This is a genomic window from Streptomyces sp. NPDC001480, from assembly GCF_042894725.1.
In the GTDB taxonomy this organism is placed as follows: domain Bacteria; phylum Actinomycetota; class Actinomycetes; order Streptomycetales; family Streptomycetaceae; genus Streptomyces.
In genome coordinates this window covers 191,250-210,298 of the sequence record NZ_JBIAVX010000003.1, presented here as the reverse complement: position 1 = coordinate 210,298, position 19,049 = coordinate 191,250, and the positions used below count along the sequence as shown (strand labels likewise).

Sequence of the window (19,049 nt, the reverse complement as noted above, 5' to 3'; positions counted from 1 at the left end):
CAGCCTATAGCGGGGGAGCGGTCCACAGGCCGCTCAAGTGCTACAGCGGCGGCAGCGACGGCAGCGCGCCGCCCTTCACCGCGAGCCCGGAGCCGTCGCGGCGGCCGGCGAGCCAGCCGAGCAGGCCGGCGGCCGTCCCCTCGACCACGACCGGACCGCCCTCGGCGCCGCCCCCGGTGGTCCAGGTCCGGCCGTCGTCGGTACGCAATCCGGTCGAGGGCACGTCCTTGTGCCCGTCGAAGCGCTCCGCGAGGAAGTCGATCTCCCGTTCCGCGAACTCCGCCGGGACATCCTCCAGCTCGTACCCGATCCCGAGGTCGACATGGTGCAGCTCGACCTCGATCCAGCGCCGGAAGGGCACCCGGGCCGCGGAGTCGGTGACCCCGTTGCGCAGCTCCACGGTGCGCGACCAGTCGGCGGGGGCGGCCCCCGTCTCCTGGAAGCGGCCGGCCGTCGCGCGCAGGTCGGCGAGCTGGACGTCCAGGGGGCGCGGGGCGTCCCGCTCGATGTCGGCGTCCCGGGCGGTCGCCGACTCGTACATGGGACGGCCCTCCAGGACGTTGACGAGGGCGTCCGCGTTGCGGGCGAGGTGGGCCAGGATGTGACCGCGGGTCCAGCCGGGCAGCCGTGACGGCTCGGTCACAGCCGCGTTGTCCAGTCGGGCCGCTGCGGTGAGGAGCCGCTCGGTCGCCTCGTGTACAGAGGCCAGGTCACGTGCGTGATCAATCATGCTGCTGACACTAGCCCCGCCACTCATTCGGGTGAAGGTGGTGAAGCTGTGCCGTAAATCGAATGCGCGTGCTATATGGTCGGGTGTGGCGTCGGGCATGCTGGATGGCCGGGGATTGTTATGCAACCGGGAATCCGACCGGCGTTGTCAGTGGCTCCCCCTAGTCTGAAGAAGCACGGGGGCCCCGCCCCTGTCACTTCTCTCAAGAAAGGTGCGGACCGGCGTGGCCGACCGTCTCATCGTCCGTGGCGCGCGCGAGCACAACCTCAAGAACGTCTCGCTCGACCTGCCTCGGGACTCGCTCATCGTCTTCACGGGCCTGTCCGGGTCGGGCAAGTCCTCCCTGGCCTTCGACACCATCTTCGCCGAGGGCCAGCGGCGCTACGTGGAGTCGCTCTCCTCGTACGCCCGCCAGTTCCTCGGCCAGATGGACAAGCCGGACGTCGACTTCATCGAGGGCCTCTCCCCGGCCGTCTCCATCGACCAGAAGTCGACCTCGCGCAACCCGCGCTCGACGGTCGGCACCATCACCGAGGTCTACGACTACCTGCGTCTGCTGTTCGCGCGCATCGGCAAGCCGCACTGTCCCGAGTGCGGCCGCCCCATCTCGCGCCAGTCGCCGCAGGCCATCGTCGACAAGGTCCTGGAGCTGCCGGAGGGGAGCCGCTTCCAGGTGCTCTCGCCGCTGGTGCGCGAGCGCAAGGGCGAGTTCGTCGACCTCTTCGCCGACCTCCAGACCAAGGGCTACAGCCGCGCGCGCGTGGACGGGCAGACCATCCAGCTCTCCGAGCCGCCCACGCTGAAGAAGCAGGAGAAGCACACCATCGAGGTGGTCGTCGACCGCCTCACGGTGAAGGACTCCGCCAAGCGCCGGCTCACCGACTCCGTGGAGACCGCCCTCGGCCTGTCCGGCGGCATGGTCGTGCTCGACTTCGTCGACCTCCCCGAGGACGACCCCGAGCGCGAGCGCATGTACTCGGAGCATCTGTACTGCCCGTACGACGACCTGTCCTTCGAGGAGCTCGAGCCCCGCTCCTTCTCCTTCAACTCGCCCTTCGGCGCCTGCCCCGAGTGCACCGGCATCGGTACGCGCATGGAGGTCGACCCGGAGCTGATCGTCCCCGACGAGGACAAGTCCCTCGACGCGGGCGCCATACACCCCTGGTCGCACGGGCACACCAAGGACTATTTCGGCCGTCTGGTCGGCGCCCTCGCGGACGCGCTGGGCTTCCGGACGGACATCCCCTTCGCCGGTCTGCCGCAGCGCGCGAAGAAGGCCCTGCTGTACGGCCACAAGACGCAGATCGAGGTCCGCTACCGCAACAGGTACGGCCGCGAGCGCGTGTACACCACCCCCTTCGAGGGCGCCGTCCCCTTCGTCAAGCGCCGGCACAGCGAGGCCGAGAGCGACGCCAGCCGCGAGCGCTTCGAGGGCTACATGCGCGAGGTGCCCTGCCCCACCTGTGAGGGCACGCGCCTGAAGCCGATCGTCCTCGCCGTCACGATCATGGAGAAGTCGATCGCCGAGGTCTCCGCGATGTCCATCAGCGACTGCGCGGACTTCCTGGGCGAGCTGAAGCTGAGCGCCCGCGACAAGAAGATCGCCGAGCGCGTGCTGAAGGAGGTCAACGAGCGGCTGCGGTTCCTGGTCGACGTCGGCCTGGACTACCTCTCGCTCAACCGCGCGGCCGGCACCCTCTCCGGCGGAGAGGCCCAGCGCATCCGCCTGGCCACCCAGATCGGCTCCGGCCTCGTCGGCGTCCTGTACGTCCTCGACGAGCCGTCCATCGGCCTGCACCAGCGCGACAACCACCGGCTGATCGAGACCCTGGTCCGGCTGCGGGACATGGGCAACACGCTGATCGTCGTCGAGCACGACGAGGACACCATCAAGGTCGCCGACTGGGTGGTCGACATCGGCCCCGGCGCCGGCGAGCACGGCGGCAAGGTCGTGCACAGCGGCTCCCTGAAGGAACTGCTCGCCAACGCCGAGTCGCAGACCGGCCAGTACCTGGCCGGCAAGAAGTCGATCCCCGTGCCGGACATCCGCCGCCCCCGCGACCCCTCGCGGCAGCTCACCGTGCACGGCGCCCGGGAGAACAACCTCCAGGACATCGACGTGTCCTTCCCGCTCGGCGTGTTCACGGCCGTCACGGGTGTGTCCGGCTCCGGCAAGTCGACGCTGGTCAACGACATCCTGTACACGCACCTGGCCCGCGAGCTGAACGGCGCGCGCAACGTGCCGGGCCGGCACACGCGCGTGGACGGAGACGACCTGGTCGACAAGGTGGTGCACGTCGACCAGTCGCCCATCGGCCGCACCCCGCGGTCGAACCCGGCGACGTACACCGGCGTCTTCGACCACGTCCGCAAGCTGTTCGCGGAGACGACCGAGGCGAAGGTCCGCGGCTACCTGCCCGGCCGCTTCTCCTTCAACGTCAAGGGCGGCCGCTGCGAGAACTGCGCCGGTGACGGCACGATCAAGATCGAGATGAACTTCCTCCCGGACGTCTACGTCCCGTGCGAGGTCTGCCACGGCGCCCGGTACAACCGGGAGACCCTGGAGGTCCACTACAAGGGCAAGTCCATCGCCGACGTCCTGAACATGCCGATCGAGGAGGCCACGGACTTCTTCGCGGCCGTCCCGGCGATCGCCCGCCACCTCAACACGCTGAAGGACGTCGGCCTCGGCTACGTCCGTCTCGGGCAGTCCGCGACCACCCTGTCCGGCGGTGAGGCACAGCGCGTGAAGCTCGCCAGCGAGCTTCAGCGCCGCTCCACCGGCCGCACGGTCTACGTGCTGGACGAGCCGACCACCGGCCTGCACTTCGAGGACATCAGCAAGCTGCTCAAGGTCCTCTCCGGCCTGGTCGACAAGGGCAACACGGTCATCGTCATCGAGCACAACCTCGACGTGATCAAGACCGCCGACTGGATCGTCGACATGGGCCCCGAGGGCGGTGCCGGCGGCGGCCTCGTCGTCGCGGAGGGCACCCCCGAGCAGGTGGCCGGGGTTCCGGCCAGCCACACCGGCAAGTTCCTCCGGGAGATCCTCCAGCCGGAGACGATCAGCGACGCCACACCGCCGGCGAAGACACCGGCGAAGACACCGGCGAAGAAGACCGCGACGGCCCGGACCGCCAAGGCCGCCAAGGCCGCCAACAACACGGCGACCGGCAAGGCCGCCGCGGCCACGAAGAAGGCGGCACCCGCGAAGAAGACGACGCGGGCGCGCAAGGCCACGTCCTGATCCGTCGCCGGAACACGACAGAACACGGTGCCCCGCGGCGACTCACCGCGGGGCACCGCCCGTTCCACCGTCAGATGTCCCCCAGCTCGGCGGCGAACGGCGGCTCGGCTCCCGCCCGTGAGCAGGTGATCGCCGCCGCGCGCGCCGCGTACCGCAGCAGCCGCGTCCAGCCGTCCGCGCCCAGGGCGGCGAGGGCCCCGGGGGAGAGGGCGTCCTGGCCGGCCAGGCCGTGCAGCAGGGCGGCGTTCACCGTGTCACCGGCGCCGATGGTGTCCACGACGTCGACCTGCACACCCGGCACGGAGTGCTCCGCGCCCTCCCGGGTGAAGACGGTGAGACCGTCGCCGCCCCGGGTGATCACGACGGCCGAGGGGCCCGCGGCCAGCCAGTCTCCCGGGGTGCCGCCCAGCCACCGGGCGTCCTCCTCGGAGAGCTTGAGCAGGGTCACCGACGGCAGCCAGCCCTTGAAGCGCGCCCGGTAGGCGTCCGCGTCGGGGATCAGGCCCGGCCGGATGTTCGGGTCGAGCGCGGTGAACAGACCCTCCCCGGCCGCGGACCGCATCAGTTCCTCGTAGGCGCTCGCCCCCGGTTCCAGGACGAGGGAGCAGGTGCCGAACGACACCGCGCGGGTGCCGGCGGGAAGGCGGGCGGGAGCTGTGAACAGGCGGTCGGCGGTGCCCTCGACGTAGAAGGAGTAGGCGGCCGAGCCGTCGGTGCCGACGGTGGCGACCGCGAGGGTGGTCGGTTCCGTGCCGCGCTGCACGTCCGAGACGTCCACGCCCGCCTGCCGCAGCCCGTCGAGCAGGGCCTCGCCGAAGGCGTCGAGGGAGGTGCGGGAGCAGAAGGCGGTGGGGGAGCCGAGGCGGCCCAGCGCCACGGCCGTGTTGTAGGGGCCGCCGCCGCGCGCCGGCTGTAGCCCCGCGAGGGGTCCCGGGCCCCGCGGTACCAGGTCGATCAGTGCCTCACCGGCGACGACGATCACGAGTCGGTTCCTTTCTCGGGGCACCCGCACGACGTGCGATGGACGAAGGAGCAGGGCAGCCGGAGGGTCCGGGCCGGACCGTCCGGTGCGGCGAGGCGGTCGAGGAGCACCCGGACGGCCCGTGCCCCGATGTCCCTGCTGGGTTGGGCGACCGCGGTGAGCCGCGGGGAGAACAGATCGGCCCACGCGAAGTCGTCGAAGCAGCACAGGGCGATGTCGCCGGGCACGGACAGGCCCCGCTCGCGCAGGGCGCGCAGGGCGCCGATGGTCATCGCGTTGTTGGCGGTGACGAGCGCCGTCGGCGCGGGGGCGAGTGCCAGCAGGGCCGCGGTCGCCCGCTCGGCGCCGGCCGACTCGGAGTTGCCGCAGATCTCGAGGCGTTCGTCGCGGGCCAGCCCGGCGGCGGCGAGGCCGTGCCGGTAGCCGGCGATCCGCTCGCTGGTGGTGCTCAGCCCGGGCAGTCCCGCGACCAGCCCGATCCGGCGGTGGCCGAGCCCGGCGAGGTGGGTCACGAGCCGGGTCATCGGTTCGGTGTTCTCCGCGCAGACCTGGTCGAAGCGCGGGCCGGTGCCGGTGCCGGTGCCGGTGCCGGTTCGGTCGTCGCTCACCCGCGCGACCACCCGGTCCAGGAACACGGTCGGTACGTCGTGCCGGCCGAGGTAGGCGACGAGGTCGCGGGGGGCCGCGGACGGGGCGACGATCATGCCGTCGACGCGGCGCTCGTGGAGGAGCTGGACGACCTTGCGTTCGTGCTCGGGGTCGTCGTGCGGATCGGCGATGAGGAGGCTGTATCCCTCCTCCAGGGCGGCGGCCTCGACGCCCTGGAGGATCTCCGTGAAGTACGGGTTGCTGATCGCCGACACCGCGAGCCCGATGGAGCGGGTACGGGAGGTCACCAGGGAGCGGGCGAGGGTGTTGGGCGTGTAGCCGAGTTCGTCGACGGCGTCCAGGACGGCCTGGCGCGTGTGCGGGAGCACCGGGCGCGTTCCGTTGAGCACGTGCGAGACGGTCGCCACGGAGACTCCGGCGCTCCGGGCGACATCGGCCATGGTGGGCATGGGACGGGTATATCCCATCCGGACGCCTGACGTAAACGCTTGCGCAAACGTTTACGTCTCGGCCGACCGGACTCAGCACCAGTCCCAGCAGATGCCCACGATGCCCGGCCGGGTCCGTGGCTCGACCAGATGCACCGAGCGGTGCAGCCCGCTGAGCGGCAGCTCCTGCCGCCCGCTGCGCGGGGCCGCCGTCGAGTGCTGGGCGAACCGGTGGCACCGCACCGGCACCGCCCCCGCGGCGAAGCGCACCTGGAGGGCGTACTGGCCGCCGGGGAAGCCGAAGCCGCGCGCGTACTCGCGGGAGACCCCGGCCGTGCCGTCCTCGACGCCGTACCGGAAGAGGAAGGTGTCGCCGGACCGCAGCCGGGTGTCGAAGAGCAGCTCCGCGACGAGCAGCCCGCTGTCCTGGTCCCAGCGGATGCGGCCGGTGCGGCAGTTCTCCAGGGCGTGCACCGTCATGCGCCGCGGCACGCAGCCCGGGTCCCCGTGGTGGACGGCCACGAAGCGGTCCACGCCGTCCTGGTGGGCGCGCACGATGTGGTGCGACTCGCGGCCGGCCAGTTCACGGCGCGGGCCGATCCGTATCCGCTCGTGGTGGCCGAGGGTGTGCAACCCGCCGTCGAGGGCCCAGCCCAGGTCGGCCTGGAGCCGCTCCAGGACGTCGGAGGCCTCGACCAGGGAGCGGTACGACCTGGCCGCCGCCGGGCGTGCGGCGGCCCGGCTCTCCTCGGACTCGGCGAGCAGCCGGATCAGTGACTCGTCCGGCAGCTGAAGGATCTCCTCCAGGGCCCGCACGGCGCGCAGCGACTCGGGGCGCTGCGGGCGCCGGGCACCCTGCTGCCAGTAGCTGAGGCTGGTCACGCCCACCTTGACCCCGTGGCGCGAGAGGTGGTGCTGCACGCGTTGGAGCGGAAGCCCACGGGCGGCGATCGCGGCGCGCAGGGCGACGTGGAAGGGGCCGCCCCGCAGGGCCGTGTCCAGTTCCGCGGTGGCGACGCCCGCGCGCTGTGTGACGTGCGGCATGCAGAGGGGCCTTTCTGTGAAGGTTCACTACGGCTGGTCAGACCGTTCGCAACAGGCCCTCGGGCCCGGTCGGGGCCACCCCGTCGGCGCCGGTGCGTCCGCACATCCGTACGCCGTATCCGTGCGCCGTCGTTCACGGCCCCCGAGTTCCCCCGCATTGAAGCGTGTTGACCTTGCTCCGACAACACCTCGCGTCCGGCCGCCGTACACACCTGGCCGAGGCGCGACCCCCCGGGCGGCCGGTAGGCGCACGGCGTTGTCCACAGGCCCGTCGCGGTGTCGGTCCTCGCCAGTAGGGTGTGAGACATGGCCGACCCCTCCAGCTACCGCCCCACCCCGGGAGACATCCCGGACTCCCCCGGGGTCTACAGGTTCCGTGACGAGCACCGCCGGGTGATCTACGTCGGAAAGGCGAAGAGCCTGCGCCAGCGCCTGGCCAACTACTTCCAGGACCTGGCGAACCTCCACCCCCGCACCCGGACGATGGTCACCACCGCCGCGTCCGTGGAGTGGACCGTGGTGTCCACGGAGGTCGAGGCGCTCCAGCTGGAGTACTCGTGGATCAAGGAGTACGACCCCCGGTTCAACGTCAAGTACCGCGACGACAAGAGCTACCCGTACCTCGCGGTGACGATGAACGAACAGTTCCCCCGGGTCCAGGTGATGCGCGGTCACAAGAAGAAGGGCGTCAGGTATTTCGGCCCGTACGCGCACGCGTGGGCGATCCGCGACACCGTCGACCTGCTGCTGCGCGTCTTCCCGGTGCGCACCTGCTCGGCCGGCGTCTTCAAGAACGCCTCCCGCACCGGCCGCCCCTGCCTGCTCGGCTACATCGGCAAGTGCTCGGCCCCCTGCGTCGACCGGATCTCCGCCGAGGAGCACCGCGAACTGGCCGAGGAGTTCTGCGACTTCATGGCCGGCCGCACCGGCACGTATCTGCGCCGTCTGGAGAAGCAGATGATGGCGGCGGCCGACGAGATGGAGTACGAGCGGGCCGCCCGCCTGCGCGACGACATCGAGGCCCTGAAGAAGGCCATGGAGAAGAACGCGGTCGTGCTCGCCGACGCGACCGACGCCGACCTCATCGCCGTGGCCGAGGACGAGCTGGAGGCGGCCGTCCAGATCTTCCACGTCCGTGGCGGCCGGGTGCGCGGCCAGCGCGGCTGGGTGACCGACAAGGTCGAGGAGGTCACCACCGGCGCCCTGGTCGAGCACGCCCTCCAGCAGCTCTACGGCGAGGAGAGCGGTGACGCGGTCCCCAAGGAGGTCCTGGTCCCCGCCCTGCCCGAGCCGGTCGAACCGGTCCAGGAATGGCTGACGGGCCGCCGCGGCTCGAACGTCTCGCTGCGCATCCCGCAGCGCGGCGACAAGAAGGCGCTCATGGAGACCGTGCAGCGCAACGCCCAGCAGGCCCTCGCCCTGCACAAGACCAAGCGCGCCTCCGACCTCACCACCCGCTCCCGCGCCCTGGAGGAGATCGCCGGGGCCCTCGACCTGGACAGCGCGCCCCTGCGGATCGAGTGCTACGACATCTCGCACCTACAGGGCGACGACGTGGTCGCCTCCATGGTCGTCTTCGAGGACGGCTTGCAGCGCAAGAGCGAGTACCGGCGCTTCCAGATCAAGGGCTTCGCCGGTCAGGACGACGTCCGCTCCATGCACGAGGTGATCACCCGCCGCTTCCGGCGCTATCTCGCCGAGAAGGAGCGGACCGGCGAGTGGGTCGACGAAACCTCCGAGGACGGCGTCACGGGCGACGATGCCATGGGGAACGGCGCCATGGGGAACGGCGCCATGGGGAACGGCGCCATGGGGAACGGCGACGTCAGGGAGGGACTCAAGGACGACGACGGCCGCCCCAGGAAGTTCGCCTACCCCCCGCAGCTCGTCGTCGTCGACGGCGGGCCGCCTCAGGTCGCGGCCGCCCAGCGGGCGCTGGACGAGCTCGGCATCGACGACATCGCCGTCTGCGGCCTCGCCAAGCGCCTGGAGGAGGTCTGGGTGCCGGGCGAGGACGACCCGGTGGTCCTGCCCCGCACCAGCGAAGGCCTCTACCTGCTCCAGCGCGTCCGCGACGAGGCGCACCGGTTCGCGATCACCTACCAGCGGACCAAGCGCGCCAAGCGGTTCCGCGCCGGCCCCCTCGACGACGTGCCCGGCCTCGGTGAGACCCGCAAACAGGCGCTGATCAAGCACTTCGGCTCGGTGAAGAAGCTGCGGGCCGCCACCGTCACCCAGATCCAGGAGGTGCCCGGCATAGGCCGCAAGACGGCCGAGACCATCGCCGCGGCACTCGCACGGGCGGCCCCGGCCGCACCCGCCGTGAACACGGCGACCGGAGAGATCATTGAAGACGAGGAGCCCGAGACGACGGCGGGTGACTCGGGGGAGCCCGTACCCGCGGGCGCCCCGGACGAACGACGGGGGCAGGAGACATGAACGAGCACGACGCACAGCCCACAGCGGACCGAGATCCGGCACACAAGGACACCGGTGAGGATCAGCCGCAGCAGCAGGTCCAGGACAACGGAGCACAGGTGAGTACGGGCAGCGAGACAGCCGGGGCCCCCGACACGGCCATCCCCGAGCTGGTGATCATCTCCGGCATGTCCGGAGCCGGCCGTTCGACGGCCGCCAAGTGTCTGGAGGACCTCGGCTGGTTCGTCGTCGACAACCTCCCGCCCGCCCTGATCCCCACCATGGTGGAGCTCGGCGCCCGCTCCCAGGGCAACGTGGCGCGGATCGCGGTCGTCGTCGACGTGCGCGGCCGGCGTTTCTTCGACAACCTGCGCGAGTCCCTCGCGGACCTCGACACCCGGGGCGTCACCCGCCGGATCGTCTTCCTGGAGTCCTCCGACGAGGCCCTGGTGCGCCGCTTCGAGTCGGTGCGCCGCCCGCACCCCCTCCAGGGCGACGGCCGGATCGTCGACGGCATCGCCGCCGAGCGGGAGCTGCTGCGCGAGCTGCGCGGTGACGCCGACCTGGTGATCGACACCTCCAGCCTCAACGTGCACGAACTGCGCGCCAAGATGGACGCCCAGTTCGCCGGTGAGGAGGAGCCCGAGCTGCGGGCCACCGTGATGTCCTTCGGCTTCAAGTACGGCCTCCCCGTCGACGCCGACCTGGTCGCGGACATGCGCTTCCTGCCCAACCCGCACTGGGTCCCGGAGCTGCGCCCGTACACCGGTGTCAACGAGGAGGTGGCCGCGTACGTCTTCAACCAGCCCGGCGCCAAGGAGTTCCTCGACCGGTACGCGGAGCTGCTGCGGCTCATCGCGGCCGGCTACCGCCGTGAGGGCAAGCGCTATGTGACCATCGCCATCGGCTGCACCGGCGGCAAGCACCGCTCGGTCGCCATGTCGGAGAAGCTCGCCGCGCGCCTCGCGGCCGAGGGCGTGGAGACGGTGGTCGTCCACCGGGACATGGGACGGGAATGACGGAACGTACACCGCGGCTGAGCAGGCTGCGCCGGATGGTGCCCGAAGCCAGGGCCGGCCGGCCCGCGGAGGTCCGCGGCGGCCGGCCGCGCCGTCGCGGCACCCAGCCCAAGGTCGTCGCCCTGGGCGGCGGCATGGGCCTGTCCGCCTCGCTCGCCGCGCTGCGCCGGATCACCGGCGACCTCACCGCCGTCGTCACCGTGGCCGACGACGGCGGTTCCAGCGGGCGTCTGCGCGACGAGCTGGGCGTGCTGCCGCCCGGCGACCTGCGCAAGGCGCTGGCCGCGCTGTGCGGCGACGACGACTGGGGGCAGACCTGGGCCCGGGTCATCCAGCACCGCTTCCAGTCCCAGGGCGACCTGCACGAACACGCCGTCGGCAACCTGCTGATCGTCGCTCTGTGGGAACAGCTCGGCGATCATGTGCAGGCCCTGGACCTGGTCGGCAAGCTGCTGGGCGCGCACGGGCGCGTGCTGCCCATGTCCGCCGTGCCGCTGGAGCTCCAGGCCCTGGTCAGGGGGCACGACCCGGAGCGCCCGGACGAGGTCGACACCGTGCGCGGGCAGGCCACCGTCGCCCTCACCCCGGGCGAGGTGCAGTCCGTGCACCTGGTGCCGCACGACCCGCCCGCCGTCCCGGAGGCCGTCGCCGCCGTCCTGGACGCCGACTGGGTGGTGCTCGGCCCCGGCTCCTGGTTCTCCTCGGTCATCCCGCACCTGCTCGTCCCCGAACTCCTGGACGCCCTCACGGAGACCAAGGCACGCCGGGTACTCTCGCTGAACCTCGCCCCGCAGCCCGGAGAAACCGAGGGCTTCTCTCCGCAGCGTCATTTGGAGGTTTTGGGGCGACACGCCCCTAAACTCGCCCTGGACGTGGTGCTGGCCGACGAGGCCGCCGTGCCCGACCGCGACTCGCTCACCGAGGCCGCCAAGCGGCTGGGAGCCGCGGTCGAGCTGGCGCCCGTGGCCCGGACCGACGGGACCCCGAGGCACGACCCGGAGCTGTTGGCCGCCGCGTACGACCGTATTTTTCGGATGCATGGAAGGATCGGCCCATGGCGATGACGGCAGCGGTGAAGGATGAGATCTCCCGGCTCCCCGTCACCCGGACCTGCTGCAGGAAGGCGGAGGTCTCCGCCATTCTGCGGTTCGCCGGCGGCCTCCACCTGGTGAGCGGGCGCATCGTGATCGAGGCGGAGCTGGACACCGCGATGGCGGCCCGCCGCCTCAAGCGGGACATCCTGGAGATCTTCGGCCACACCTCCGAGCTGATCGTGATGGCGCCCGGCGGGCTGCGCCGCGGCTCGCGGTACGTCGTGCGGGTGGTCGCCGGCGGCGACCAGCTGGCCCGGCAGACCGGTCTGGTGGACGGCCGGGGCCGCCCGATCCGCGGCCTGCCCCCGCAGGTGGTCTCCGGTGCGACCTGTGACGCAGAGGCGGCCTGGCGCGGGGCCTTCCTGGCGCACGGCTCGCTGACCGAGCCCGGCCGTTCCTCCTCCCTGGAGGTGACCTGCCCGGGACCCGAGGCCGCGCTGGCGCTGGTCGGCGCCGCCCGCCGGCTGTCCATCGCCGCGAAGGCCCGCGAGGTGCGGGGCGTGGACCGGGTGGTCGTCCGGGACGGCGACGCGATCGGTGCCCTGCTCACCCGGCTCGGCGCGCACGAGTCCGTGCTGGCCTGGGAGGAGCGCCGGATGCGCCGCGAGGTGCGGGCCACCGCGAACCGGCTCGCCAACTTCGACGACGCCAACCTGCGCCGCTCGGCCCGCGCCGCCGTCGCCGCCGGTGCCCGCGTGCAGCGCGCTCTGGAGATCCTCGGCGACGAGGTCCCCGAGCACCTCGCGGCCGCCGGGCGGCTGCGCATGGAGCACAAGCAGGCCTCCCTGGAGGAGCTGGGCGCCCTCGCCGACCCGCCGCTGACCAAGGACGCCGTCGCCGGCCGTATCCGCCGTCTGCTGGCGATGGCCGACAAGCGCGCCTCCGATCTCGGTATCCCGGGGACGGAGGCCAACCTCTCCGAGGAGCTGGCCGACAACCTCGTAGGATGATTGACGGCTTGTCAGATCGCCGGTGTCCGAGCCCACTTGGGTGATCGGCACCGGCGTTTTGCTGTCCGTGAGGCGCCCTTGACTCGATCATGATGTGTCATGAGCCTGGCAGATGTTCGCCGCTGTGGCGAACCACGGCAAGGGGGGTTCATGAGACACAGAGCGAGATCGATCCTCGCTGTCGGCGCGCTCCTCATCGGCGGAGCGAGCCTCGCACCCATCGCCCAGGCACAGAGCGGTACCCCGGCCAAAGCTGACGCCAACAGCGACAACGAGGTCAAGGTGTTCCGCGCCGAAGTCACCCAGAAGCAGGTGCCCCTGCTGCTCGCGGCCGGACAGGACGGCAACGAACTCGGCGAGCAGACGGCGGGACCCGGCAAGCACACCGTCGAGGTCTACCTCACCGACCAGCAGGCGAAGAAGCTCGAGAAGCAGGGCGTCGACCTCACCGAACACACACTTTCCGCCAGGGCCGCCACCCGCGTCGAGGACGCGGCCCAGGGTGTGTTCCGCCCCTACAGCGGCAGCGGCGGCCTGAAGGAGGAGATCCTCCGGACCGCCCGGCAGAACCCCGGCCTCACCAAGGTCGAGTCCATCGGCAGGACCGTGGGCGGCCAGGACATCCTCGCGCTCAAACTGACCAGGAACGCGAAGAGGTCCAAGGACGGCTCCAAGCCCTCCGTGCTGTACATGTCCAACCAGCACGCGCGCGAGTGGATCACGCCGGAGATGACCCGTCGGCTGATGCACTACTACCTGGACGGCTACAAGACGGACAAGCGGATCAAGAAGATCGTCGACTCGACCGAGCTGTGGTTCGTCCTCTCGGCCAACCCCGACGGCTACGACTACACCTTCAAGAACTCCGCCACCCGCCTGTGGCGGAAGAACCTGCGGGACGTCAACGGCGACGGAGTCATCTCCACCGGCGACGGCGTCGACCTCAACCGCAACTTCGCCTACAAGTGGGGCTACGACGACGAGGGTTCGTCACCCAACCCCACCAGCGAGACCTATCGGGGCGCGAGCCCGGAGTCCGAGCCCGAGACCAAGGCCCTCGACGGCTTCGAGAAGCGCGTCGGCTTCACGTACGCCATCAACTACCACTCCGCCGCCGAACTGCTCCTCTACGGCGTCGGCTGGCAGGTCGCCACCCCGACCCCGGACGACGTCGTCTACAAGGCACTCGCCGGAACCCCCGACCACTCCGCGATCCCGGGCTACCACCCGCAGGTCTCCTCGGAGCTGTACACCACCAACGGCGAGGCCGACGGCCACGCCTCCAACGTCAACGGCATGGCGATGTTCACCCCCGAGATGTCGACCTGCCAGACCGCGTCGAACCTCGACCCGAACGACGCCTGGAAGGCCTCCGACTGCCGGTCGGTCTTCAACTTCCCCGACGACGAGAAGCTGATCCAGCAGGAGTTCGCCAAGAACATCCCGTTCGCGCTCTCCGTCGCCGAGACCGCCGCCCACCCCGACAAGCCGTCCTCCTCGGTCGGGCTGAGCGCCGCCGACTTCACCCCGGCGACGTTCTCCACGTCGTACTCGCGCGGCGCCGACCAGCAGGTCTCGGTCGTCGTCCGCAAGTCCGTGCGCGACAAGGAGCTCAAGTACCGCGTCGACGGCGGCCGTACGCAGGACCAGGCGCTCAGGCACTGGAAGGGCGGCGAGACCTACGGCGGTGAGGACAACCTCTACTTCGACGAGTACCGGGCCAAGGTCCGGGGCGGCAAGCCCGGCGACAAGGTCGAGGTGTGGTTCACCGGCAGGACCAGGAGCGGCAAGCGCACCTCCAGCACGCACTTCACGTACACCGTGGCCAAGCGGCCCGCGGCGGACACCCTCGTGGTCGCCGAAGAGGGCGCGGCCGCCACTCAGGCGCAGAAGTACGTGGACGCGCTGAAGGCGGCCGGCCACAAGGCGGTCGTCTGGGACGTCGCCACGCAGGGAGCGCCCGACGCGCTCGGCGTGCTGAAGTACTTCAGGACGGTCGTGCACTACTCCGGCACGAACGGCCCGGGCAACGCCACCCAGCTCCAGCTGCGCGCCTACCTCAACGAGGGCGGCAAGCTGATCGAGGCCGGTGAACTGGCAGGCGGCAACGTCGCCCTCGCCGACGGCACCCCGTCGGACGACTTCAGCCAGTACTACCTCGGCGCCTACTCGCGCACGTCGCTCACCGGAGCCACCGGCTTCACCGGCTCCGGCGCACTCGGCGGCTTCACCGGCGCCCTCGGCGACGCGCCCGGCAACCCGCTCGACAAGGCCGGCACCTACTCCGTCACCTCCGACGAACTCCCCAAGGCCGGCTACCCGCAGTTCGCCAGCGCCGGGGCGGGCCAGTTCGCCGGGACCGTCAACCCGTACGGGCCGTACACGGGCTCGTACATGGCCGCGGCGGTGCACACCGACGACGCCTACAAGCGGCTCACCCGCACCATCGACCTCACCGGTGTCAGCGCGGCCGACAAGCCGACGCTGCGCACCCGCCTGCTGTGGGACACCGAGCCCGGCTACGACCACGCGGTGGTCGAGGCGCACACCACCGGTGCCGACGACTGGACGACACTTCCGGAGGCGGGCGGCGCCACCTCCACGGCGGTGCCGGCCGACTGCGAGGCCGGGTTCCTGGTCAACGAGCACCCGTGGCTGGGGCACTACCTGACCGTCGCGACCGGCGGCTGCACCGCGACCGGCAGCAGCGGCTCCTGGAACAGCCTCACCGGCAGCTCCAACGGCTGGCAGTCGGTCGGCTTCGACCTGAGCGCCTACGCCGGGAAGTCCGTCGAGGTCTCGCTCGCCTACATCACCGACCCGGGCACCGGCGGCCACGGCGTACTCGCCGACGACGCCTCGCTCGTCGTCGGCGGCACGGCCAAGGAGACCGAGGGATTCGAAACCTCGCTGGGCGCGTGGAAGGTCTCCGGACCGCCTCCGGGCAGCCCCGCGGTCCTCAAGGACTGGACGCGCACTGGAGCCTTGTTCAAGACGTACGGAGCGGTCACCACGGACCGGACCGTGCTGCTCGGCTTCGGCCTGGAGCAGGTCCCGGCGGCGGCCGACCGGAAGGCCCTGGTGAAGAGGGCCCTCGCGGCACTCGACAAGTGAGCCGACGCGCTCACGAACGAGTGATCCGGGCACTCGACCGGCCCTGACACTCCATAGCGAAACGGGGTGATCCCGGCGCAGAACCGGGGTGGTCCGTACCCCTACTGGCGGGTACGGGCCACCCTGCCGTGTATGGGGTATCTGGATGTCACCACCAGGGCCCCAGGGAGGTAGGGTCGGGGGTGGTCGGGGACATCCCAAACACAGCTCGCCGGCACCGCATGGCCGGCGTACCAACGAGGAGATCGGTTCGTGACGATCCGCGTAGGCATCAACGGCTTCGGCCGCATCGGACGTAACTACTTCCGCGCGCTGCTGGAGCAGGGTGCAGACATCGAGGTCGTGGCTGTCAACGACCTGGGTGACACCGCGACCACCGCCCACCTGCTCAAGTACGACACGATCCTGGGCCGCCTCAAGCAGGAGGTCTCCCACACCGCCGACACGATCACCGTCGACGGCCACACCATCAAGGTGCTCTCCGAGCGCAACCCGGCCGACATCCCGTGGGGTGAGCTGGGCGTCGACATCGTCATCGAGTCGACCGGCATCTTCACCAAGAAGGACGACGCCGCAAAGCACATCGCCGGTGGCGCGAAGAAGGTCCTCATCTCGGCCCCGGCCAAGGACGAGGACATCACCATCGTGATGGGCGTCAACCAGGACAAGTACGACGCGGCGAACCACCACGTCATCTCCAACGCCTCCTGCACCACCAACTGTGTGGCGCCGATGGCGAAGGTCCTCGACGAGAACTTCGGCATCGTCAAGGGCCTGATGACGACGGTGCACGCCTACACGAACGACCAGCGCATCCTGGACTTCCCGCACAAGGACCTGCGCCGCGCCCGTGCCGCCGCCGAGAACATCATCCCGACCACCACGGGTGCCGCCAAGGCCACCGCGCTGGTCCTGCCGCAGCTCAAGGGCAAGCTGGACGGCATCGCGATGCGCGTCCCGGTCCCGACCGGTTCGGTCACCGACCTCGTCGTCGAACTCGGCCGCGAGGTCACCAAGGAAGAGGTCAACGCCGCCTTCCAGAAGGCCGCCGAGGGCGAGCTGAAGGGCCTCCTCGACTACACCGAGGACCCGATCGTCTCCTCCGACATCGTCAACGCCCCGGCGTCCTGCACCTTCGACTCCTCCCTGACCATGGTCCAGGAGGGCAAGAACGTGAAGGTCATCGGCTGGTACGACAACGAGTGGGGCTACTCCAACCGCCTCGTCGACCTGACGGTCTTCGTCGGCAACCAGCTCTGATCGCCGAAGCAGGCACCTCGGTGTGAGGACAGGGCTCGGGCAGCGCACGGTCGCGCTGCCCGAGCCCTGACTCACGTGCGGATCAGGCCCTCTTTACGATCACGAGCATCACGAGCCCTCCTCTAGGAGTCCCCCTCAATGAAGACGATCGACGAACTTCTCGCCGACGGCGTGGACGGCAAGCGGGTCTTCGTCCGCGCCGACCTCAACGTGCCGCTCGCCGACGGCACCATCACCGACGACGGCCGTATCCGCGCCGTCCTGCCCACCGTCAAGGCGCTCGCCGACGCGGGCGCCAAGGTGGTCGTCGCCTCGCACCTGGGCCGCCCCAAGGGCGCCCCGGACCCGGCCTTCTCGCTGCTGCCCGCCGCCGAGCGGCTCGGTGAACTCCTCGACGCGCCCGTCGCGTTCGCCCAGGACACGGTCGGCCCCGCCGCCCACGACGCCGTGGACGGCCTCCAGCCCGGCCAGGTCGCGGTCATCGAGAACCTGCGCTTCAACCCCGGCGAGACCTCCAAGGACGACGCCGAGCGCGGCGAGTTCGCGGACCGGCTCGCGGCCCTCGCGGACGTCTACGTCGGCGACGGCTTCGGCGCCGTGCACCGCAAGCACGCCTCGGTGTACGACCTGCCGGCCCGTCTGCCGCACTACGCCGGCTACCTCATCGCCACCGAGGTCGGCGTCCTGAAGAAGCTCACCGAGGACGTCCAGCGCCCCTATGCCGTCGCGCTCGGCGGGGCCAAGGTCTCCGACAAGCTCGCCGTCATCGACGAGCTGCTCGGCAAGGCCGACCGGATCCTCATCGGCGGTGGCATGGCGTACACCTTCCTGAAGGCCAAGGGCTACGAGGTCGGCAGCTCCCTCCTCCAGGAGGACCAGCTCGCCGCGGTCACCGAGTACATCGAGCGCGCCGAGAAGACCGGCGTCGAGCTCGTCCTGCCCGTCGACACCGTCGTCGCCCCCGAGTTCCCGGACCTGAAGACCAAGGCCCCGGGCAATCCCACCACCGTCGCCGCGGACGCGATGCCGGCCGGTCAGATGGGCCTCGACATCGGTCCCGAGAGCGGCGCGCTGTACGCCGCGAAGCTCGCCGACGCCCAGACCGTGTTCTGGAACGGCCCGATGGGCGTCTTCGAGCACCCCGACTTCGCCGACGGCACCCGGGCGGTCGCCCAGGCGCTCGTCGAGTCCAAGGGCTTCACCGTCGTCGGCGGCGGTGACTCCGCCGCCGCCGTGCGCATCCTCGGCTTCGACGAGAACGCGTTCGGACACATCTCGACCGGAGGCGGCGCCTCCCTCGAATACCTCGAGGGCAAGACGCTCCCCGGCCTCGCCGCACTGGAGGACTGACCCCGCATGACCACTCGCACGCCGATCATGGCGGGCAACTGGAAGATGAACCTCAACCACCTCGAGGCCATCGCGCACGTCCAGAAGCTCGCCTTCGCCCTGGCCGACAAGGACTACGAGGCCGTCGAGGTCGCCGTCCTGCCGCCCTTCACCGACCTGCGCTCCGTGCAGACCCTGGTCGACGGCGACAAGCTCAAGATCAAGTACGGCGCCCAGGACCTCTCGGCACACGACTCCGGTGCCTACACCGGCGAGATCTCCGGCCCGATGCTGGCCAAGCTGAAGTGCACGTACGTGGTCATCGGCCACTCCGAGCGCCGCCAGTACCACAACGAGACCGACGAGCTCGTGAACACCAAGGTCAAGGCCGCCTACAAGCACGGTCTGACCCCGATCCTGTGCGTCGGCGAGGAACTGGACGTGCGCGAGGCGGGCAACCACGTCTCCCACACCCTCGCCCAGGTCGAGGGCGGCCTGAAGGACCTCCCGGCCGAGCAGGCCGAGTCCATCGTGATCGCCTACGAGCCCGTCTGGGCCATCGGCACCGGCAAGGTCTGCGGCGCGGACGACGCCCAGGAGGTCTGTGCCGCCATCCGCGGCAAGATCGCCGAGCTGTACTCGCAGGAGGTGGCCGACCAGGTCCGCATCCAGTACGGCGGCTCCGTGAAGTCCGGCAACGTCGCCGAGATCATGGCCAAGGCCGACATCGACGGCGCCCTGGTCGGCGGCGCCTCGCTGGACGCGGACGAGTTCGTCAAGATCGTGCGTTTCCGCGATCAGTGAGCCCGGCCGTGAGTAGGC

13 protein-coding genes are annotated in these 19,049 nt (G+C 70.7%); 9 read left to right on the top strand and 4 right to left on the bottom strand.

The window, feature by feature from the left end; genetic code table 11:
* Nucleotides 1-40 precede the first annotated feature (40 nt).
* Nucleotides 41-730, bottom strand: coding sequence for a maleylpyruvate isomerase family mycothiol-dependent enzyme (locus ACFY01_RS08205; protein WP_390734862.1), 690 nt, complete (start codon nt 728-730; stop codon nt 41-43).
* Between the two features lie 223 nt (nt 731-953).
* On the opposite strand from ACFY01_RS08205, the gene uvrA reads away from it, so the two are divergent.
* The gene (gene uvrA / locus ACFY01_RS08200; RefSeq protein ID WP_390734861.1) at nt 954-3,980 is read left to right on the top strand and encodes an excinuclease ABC subunit UvrA; all 3,027 of its coding nucleotides are present in this window, start codon (nt 954-956) and stop codon (nt 3,978-3,980) included.
* Nucleotides 3,981-4,050: 70 nt separating this feature from the next.
* On the opposite strand, the gene ACFY01_RS08195 is transcribed toward uvrA, so the two are convergent.
* The 3 genes from ACFY01_RS08195 to ACFY01_RS08185 form a co-directional block, all read right to left on the bottom strand.
* A complete protein-coding gene (locus ACFY01_RS08195) occupies nt 4,051-4,962 on the bottom strand; it encodes a carbohydrate kinase (protein ID WP_390734860.1) in 912 nt (303 codons plus the stop codon).
* A complete protein-coding gene (locus ACFY01_RS08190; protein WP_390734859.1) occupies nt 4,959-6,020 on the bottom strand; it encodes a LacI family DNA-binding transcriptional regulator in 1,062 nt (353 codons plus the stop codon). Before ACFY01_RS08190 ends, ACFY01_RS08195 begins: the two co-directional genes overlap by 4 nt.
* Before the next feature lie 72 nt (nt 6,021-6,092).
* Nucleotides 6,093-7,043 (bottom strand): hypothetical protein, encoded by a 951-nt coding sequence (locus ACFY01_RS08185; protein ID WP_390734858.1) that lies wholly within the window; start codon nt 7,041-7,043, stop codon nt 6,093-6,095.
* A 306-nt stretch (nt 7,044-7,349) separates the two neighbouring features.
* Here ACFY01_RS08185 and uvrC point away from each other — a divergent pair, with 306 nt between their 5' ends.
* From uvrC to tpiA, 8 genes are all read left to right on the top strand, one after another.
* Nucleotides 7,350-9,482 (top strand): excinuclease ABC subunit UvrC, encoded by a 2,133-nt coding sequence (gene uvrC, locus ACFY01_RS08180; RefSeq protein WP_390734857.1) that lies wholly within the window; start codon nt 7,350-7,352, stop codon nt 9,480-9,482.
* Nucleotides 9,479-10,480 carry an RNase adapter RapZ gene (rapZ, locus tag ACFY01_RS08175; protein ID WP_390734856.1) on the top strand — a complete coding sequence of 334 codons (1,002 nt, stop codon included), beginning with the start codon at nt 9,479-9,481 and terminating at the stop codon, nt 10,478-10,480. The genes uvrC and rapZ overlap by 4 nt, the downstream gene beginning before the upstream one ends.
* A complete protein-coding gene (gene yvcK, locus ACFY01_RS08170) occupies nt 10,477-11,544 on the top strand; it encodes a uridine diphosphate-N-acetylglucosamine-binding protein YvcK (RefSeq protein ID WP_390734855.1) in 1,068 nt (355 codons plus the stop codon). Before rapZ ends, yvcK begins: the two co-directional genes overlap by 4 nt.
* On the top strand, nt 11,535-12,524 hold the full coding sequence (gene whiA / locus ACFY01_RS08165) for a DNA-binding protein WhiA (RefSeq protein ID WP_189942915.1): 990 nt from the start codon (nt 11,535-11,537) through the stop codon (nt 12,522-12,524). Before yvcK ends, whiA begins: the two co-directional genes overlap by 10 nt.
* Nucleotides 12,525-12,674: 150 nt before the next feature.
* Nucleotides 12,675-15,638 (top strand): M14 family zinc carboxypeptidase, encoded by a 2,964-nt coding sequence (locus tag ACFY01_RS08160; RefSeq protein ID WP_390734854.1) that lies wholly within the window; start codon nt 12,675-12,677, stop codon nt 15,636-15,638.
* A gap of 252 nt (nt 15,639-15,890) precedes the next feature.
* Nucleotides 15,891-16,898 carry a type I glyceraldehyde-3-phosphate dehydrogenase gene (gap, locus tag ACFY01_RS08155; RefSeq protein WP_132854504.1) on the top strand — a complete coding sequence of 336 codons (1,008 nt, stop codon included), beginning with the start codon at nt 15,891-15,893 and terminating at the stop codon, nt 16,896-16,898.
* A gap of 138 nt (nt 16,899-17,036) precedes the next feature.
* Complete coding sequence (locus ACFY01_RS08150; protein WP_390734853.1) at nt 17,037-18,248, top strand: phosphoglycerate kinase; 1,212 nt, start codon at nt 17,037-17,039, stop codon at nt 18,246-18,248.
* Nucleotides 18,249-18,254: 6 nt separating this feature from the next.
* Nucleotides 18,255-19,031: a triose-phosphate isomerase gene (tpiA, locus tag ACFY01_RS08145; protein ID WP_390734852.1), complete on the top strand. Its 777-nt coding sequence runs from the start codon at nt 18,255-18,257 to the stop codon at nt 19,029-19,031.
* Nucleotides 19,032-19,049 lie beyond the last annotated feature (18 nt).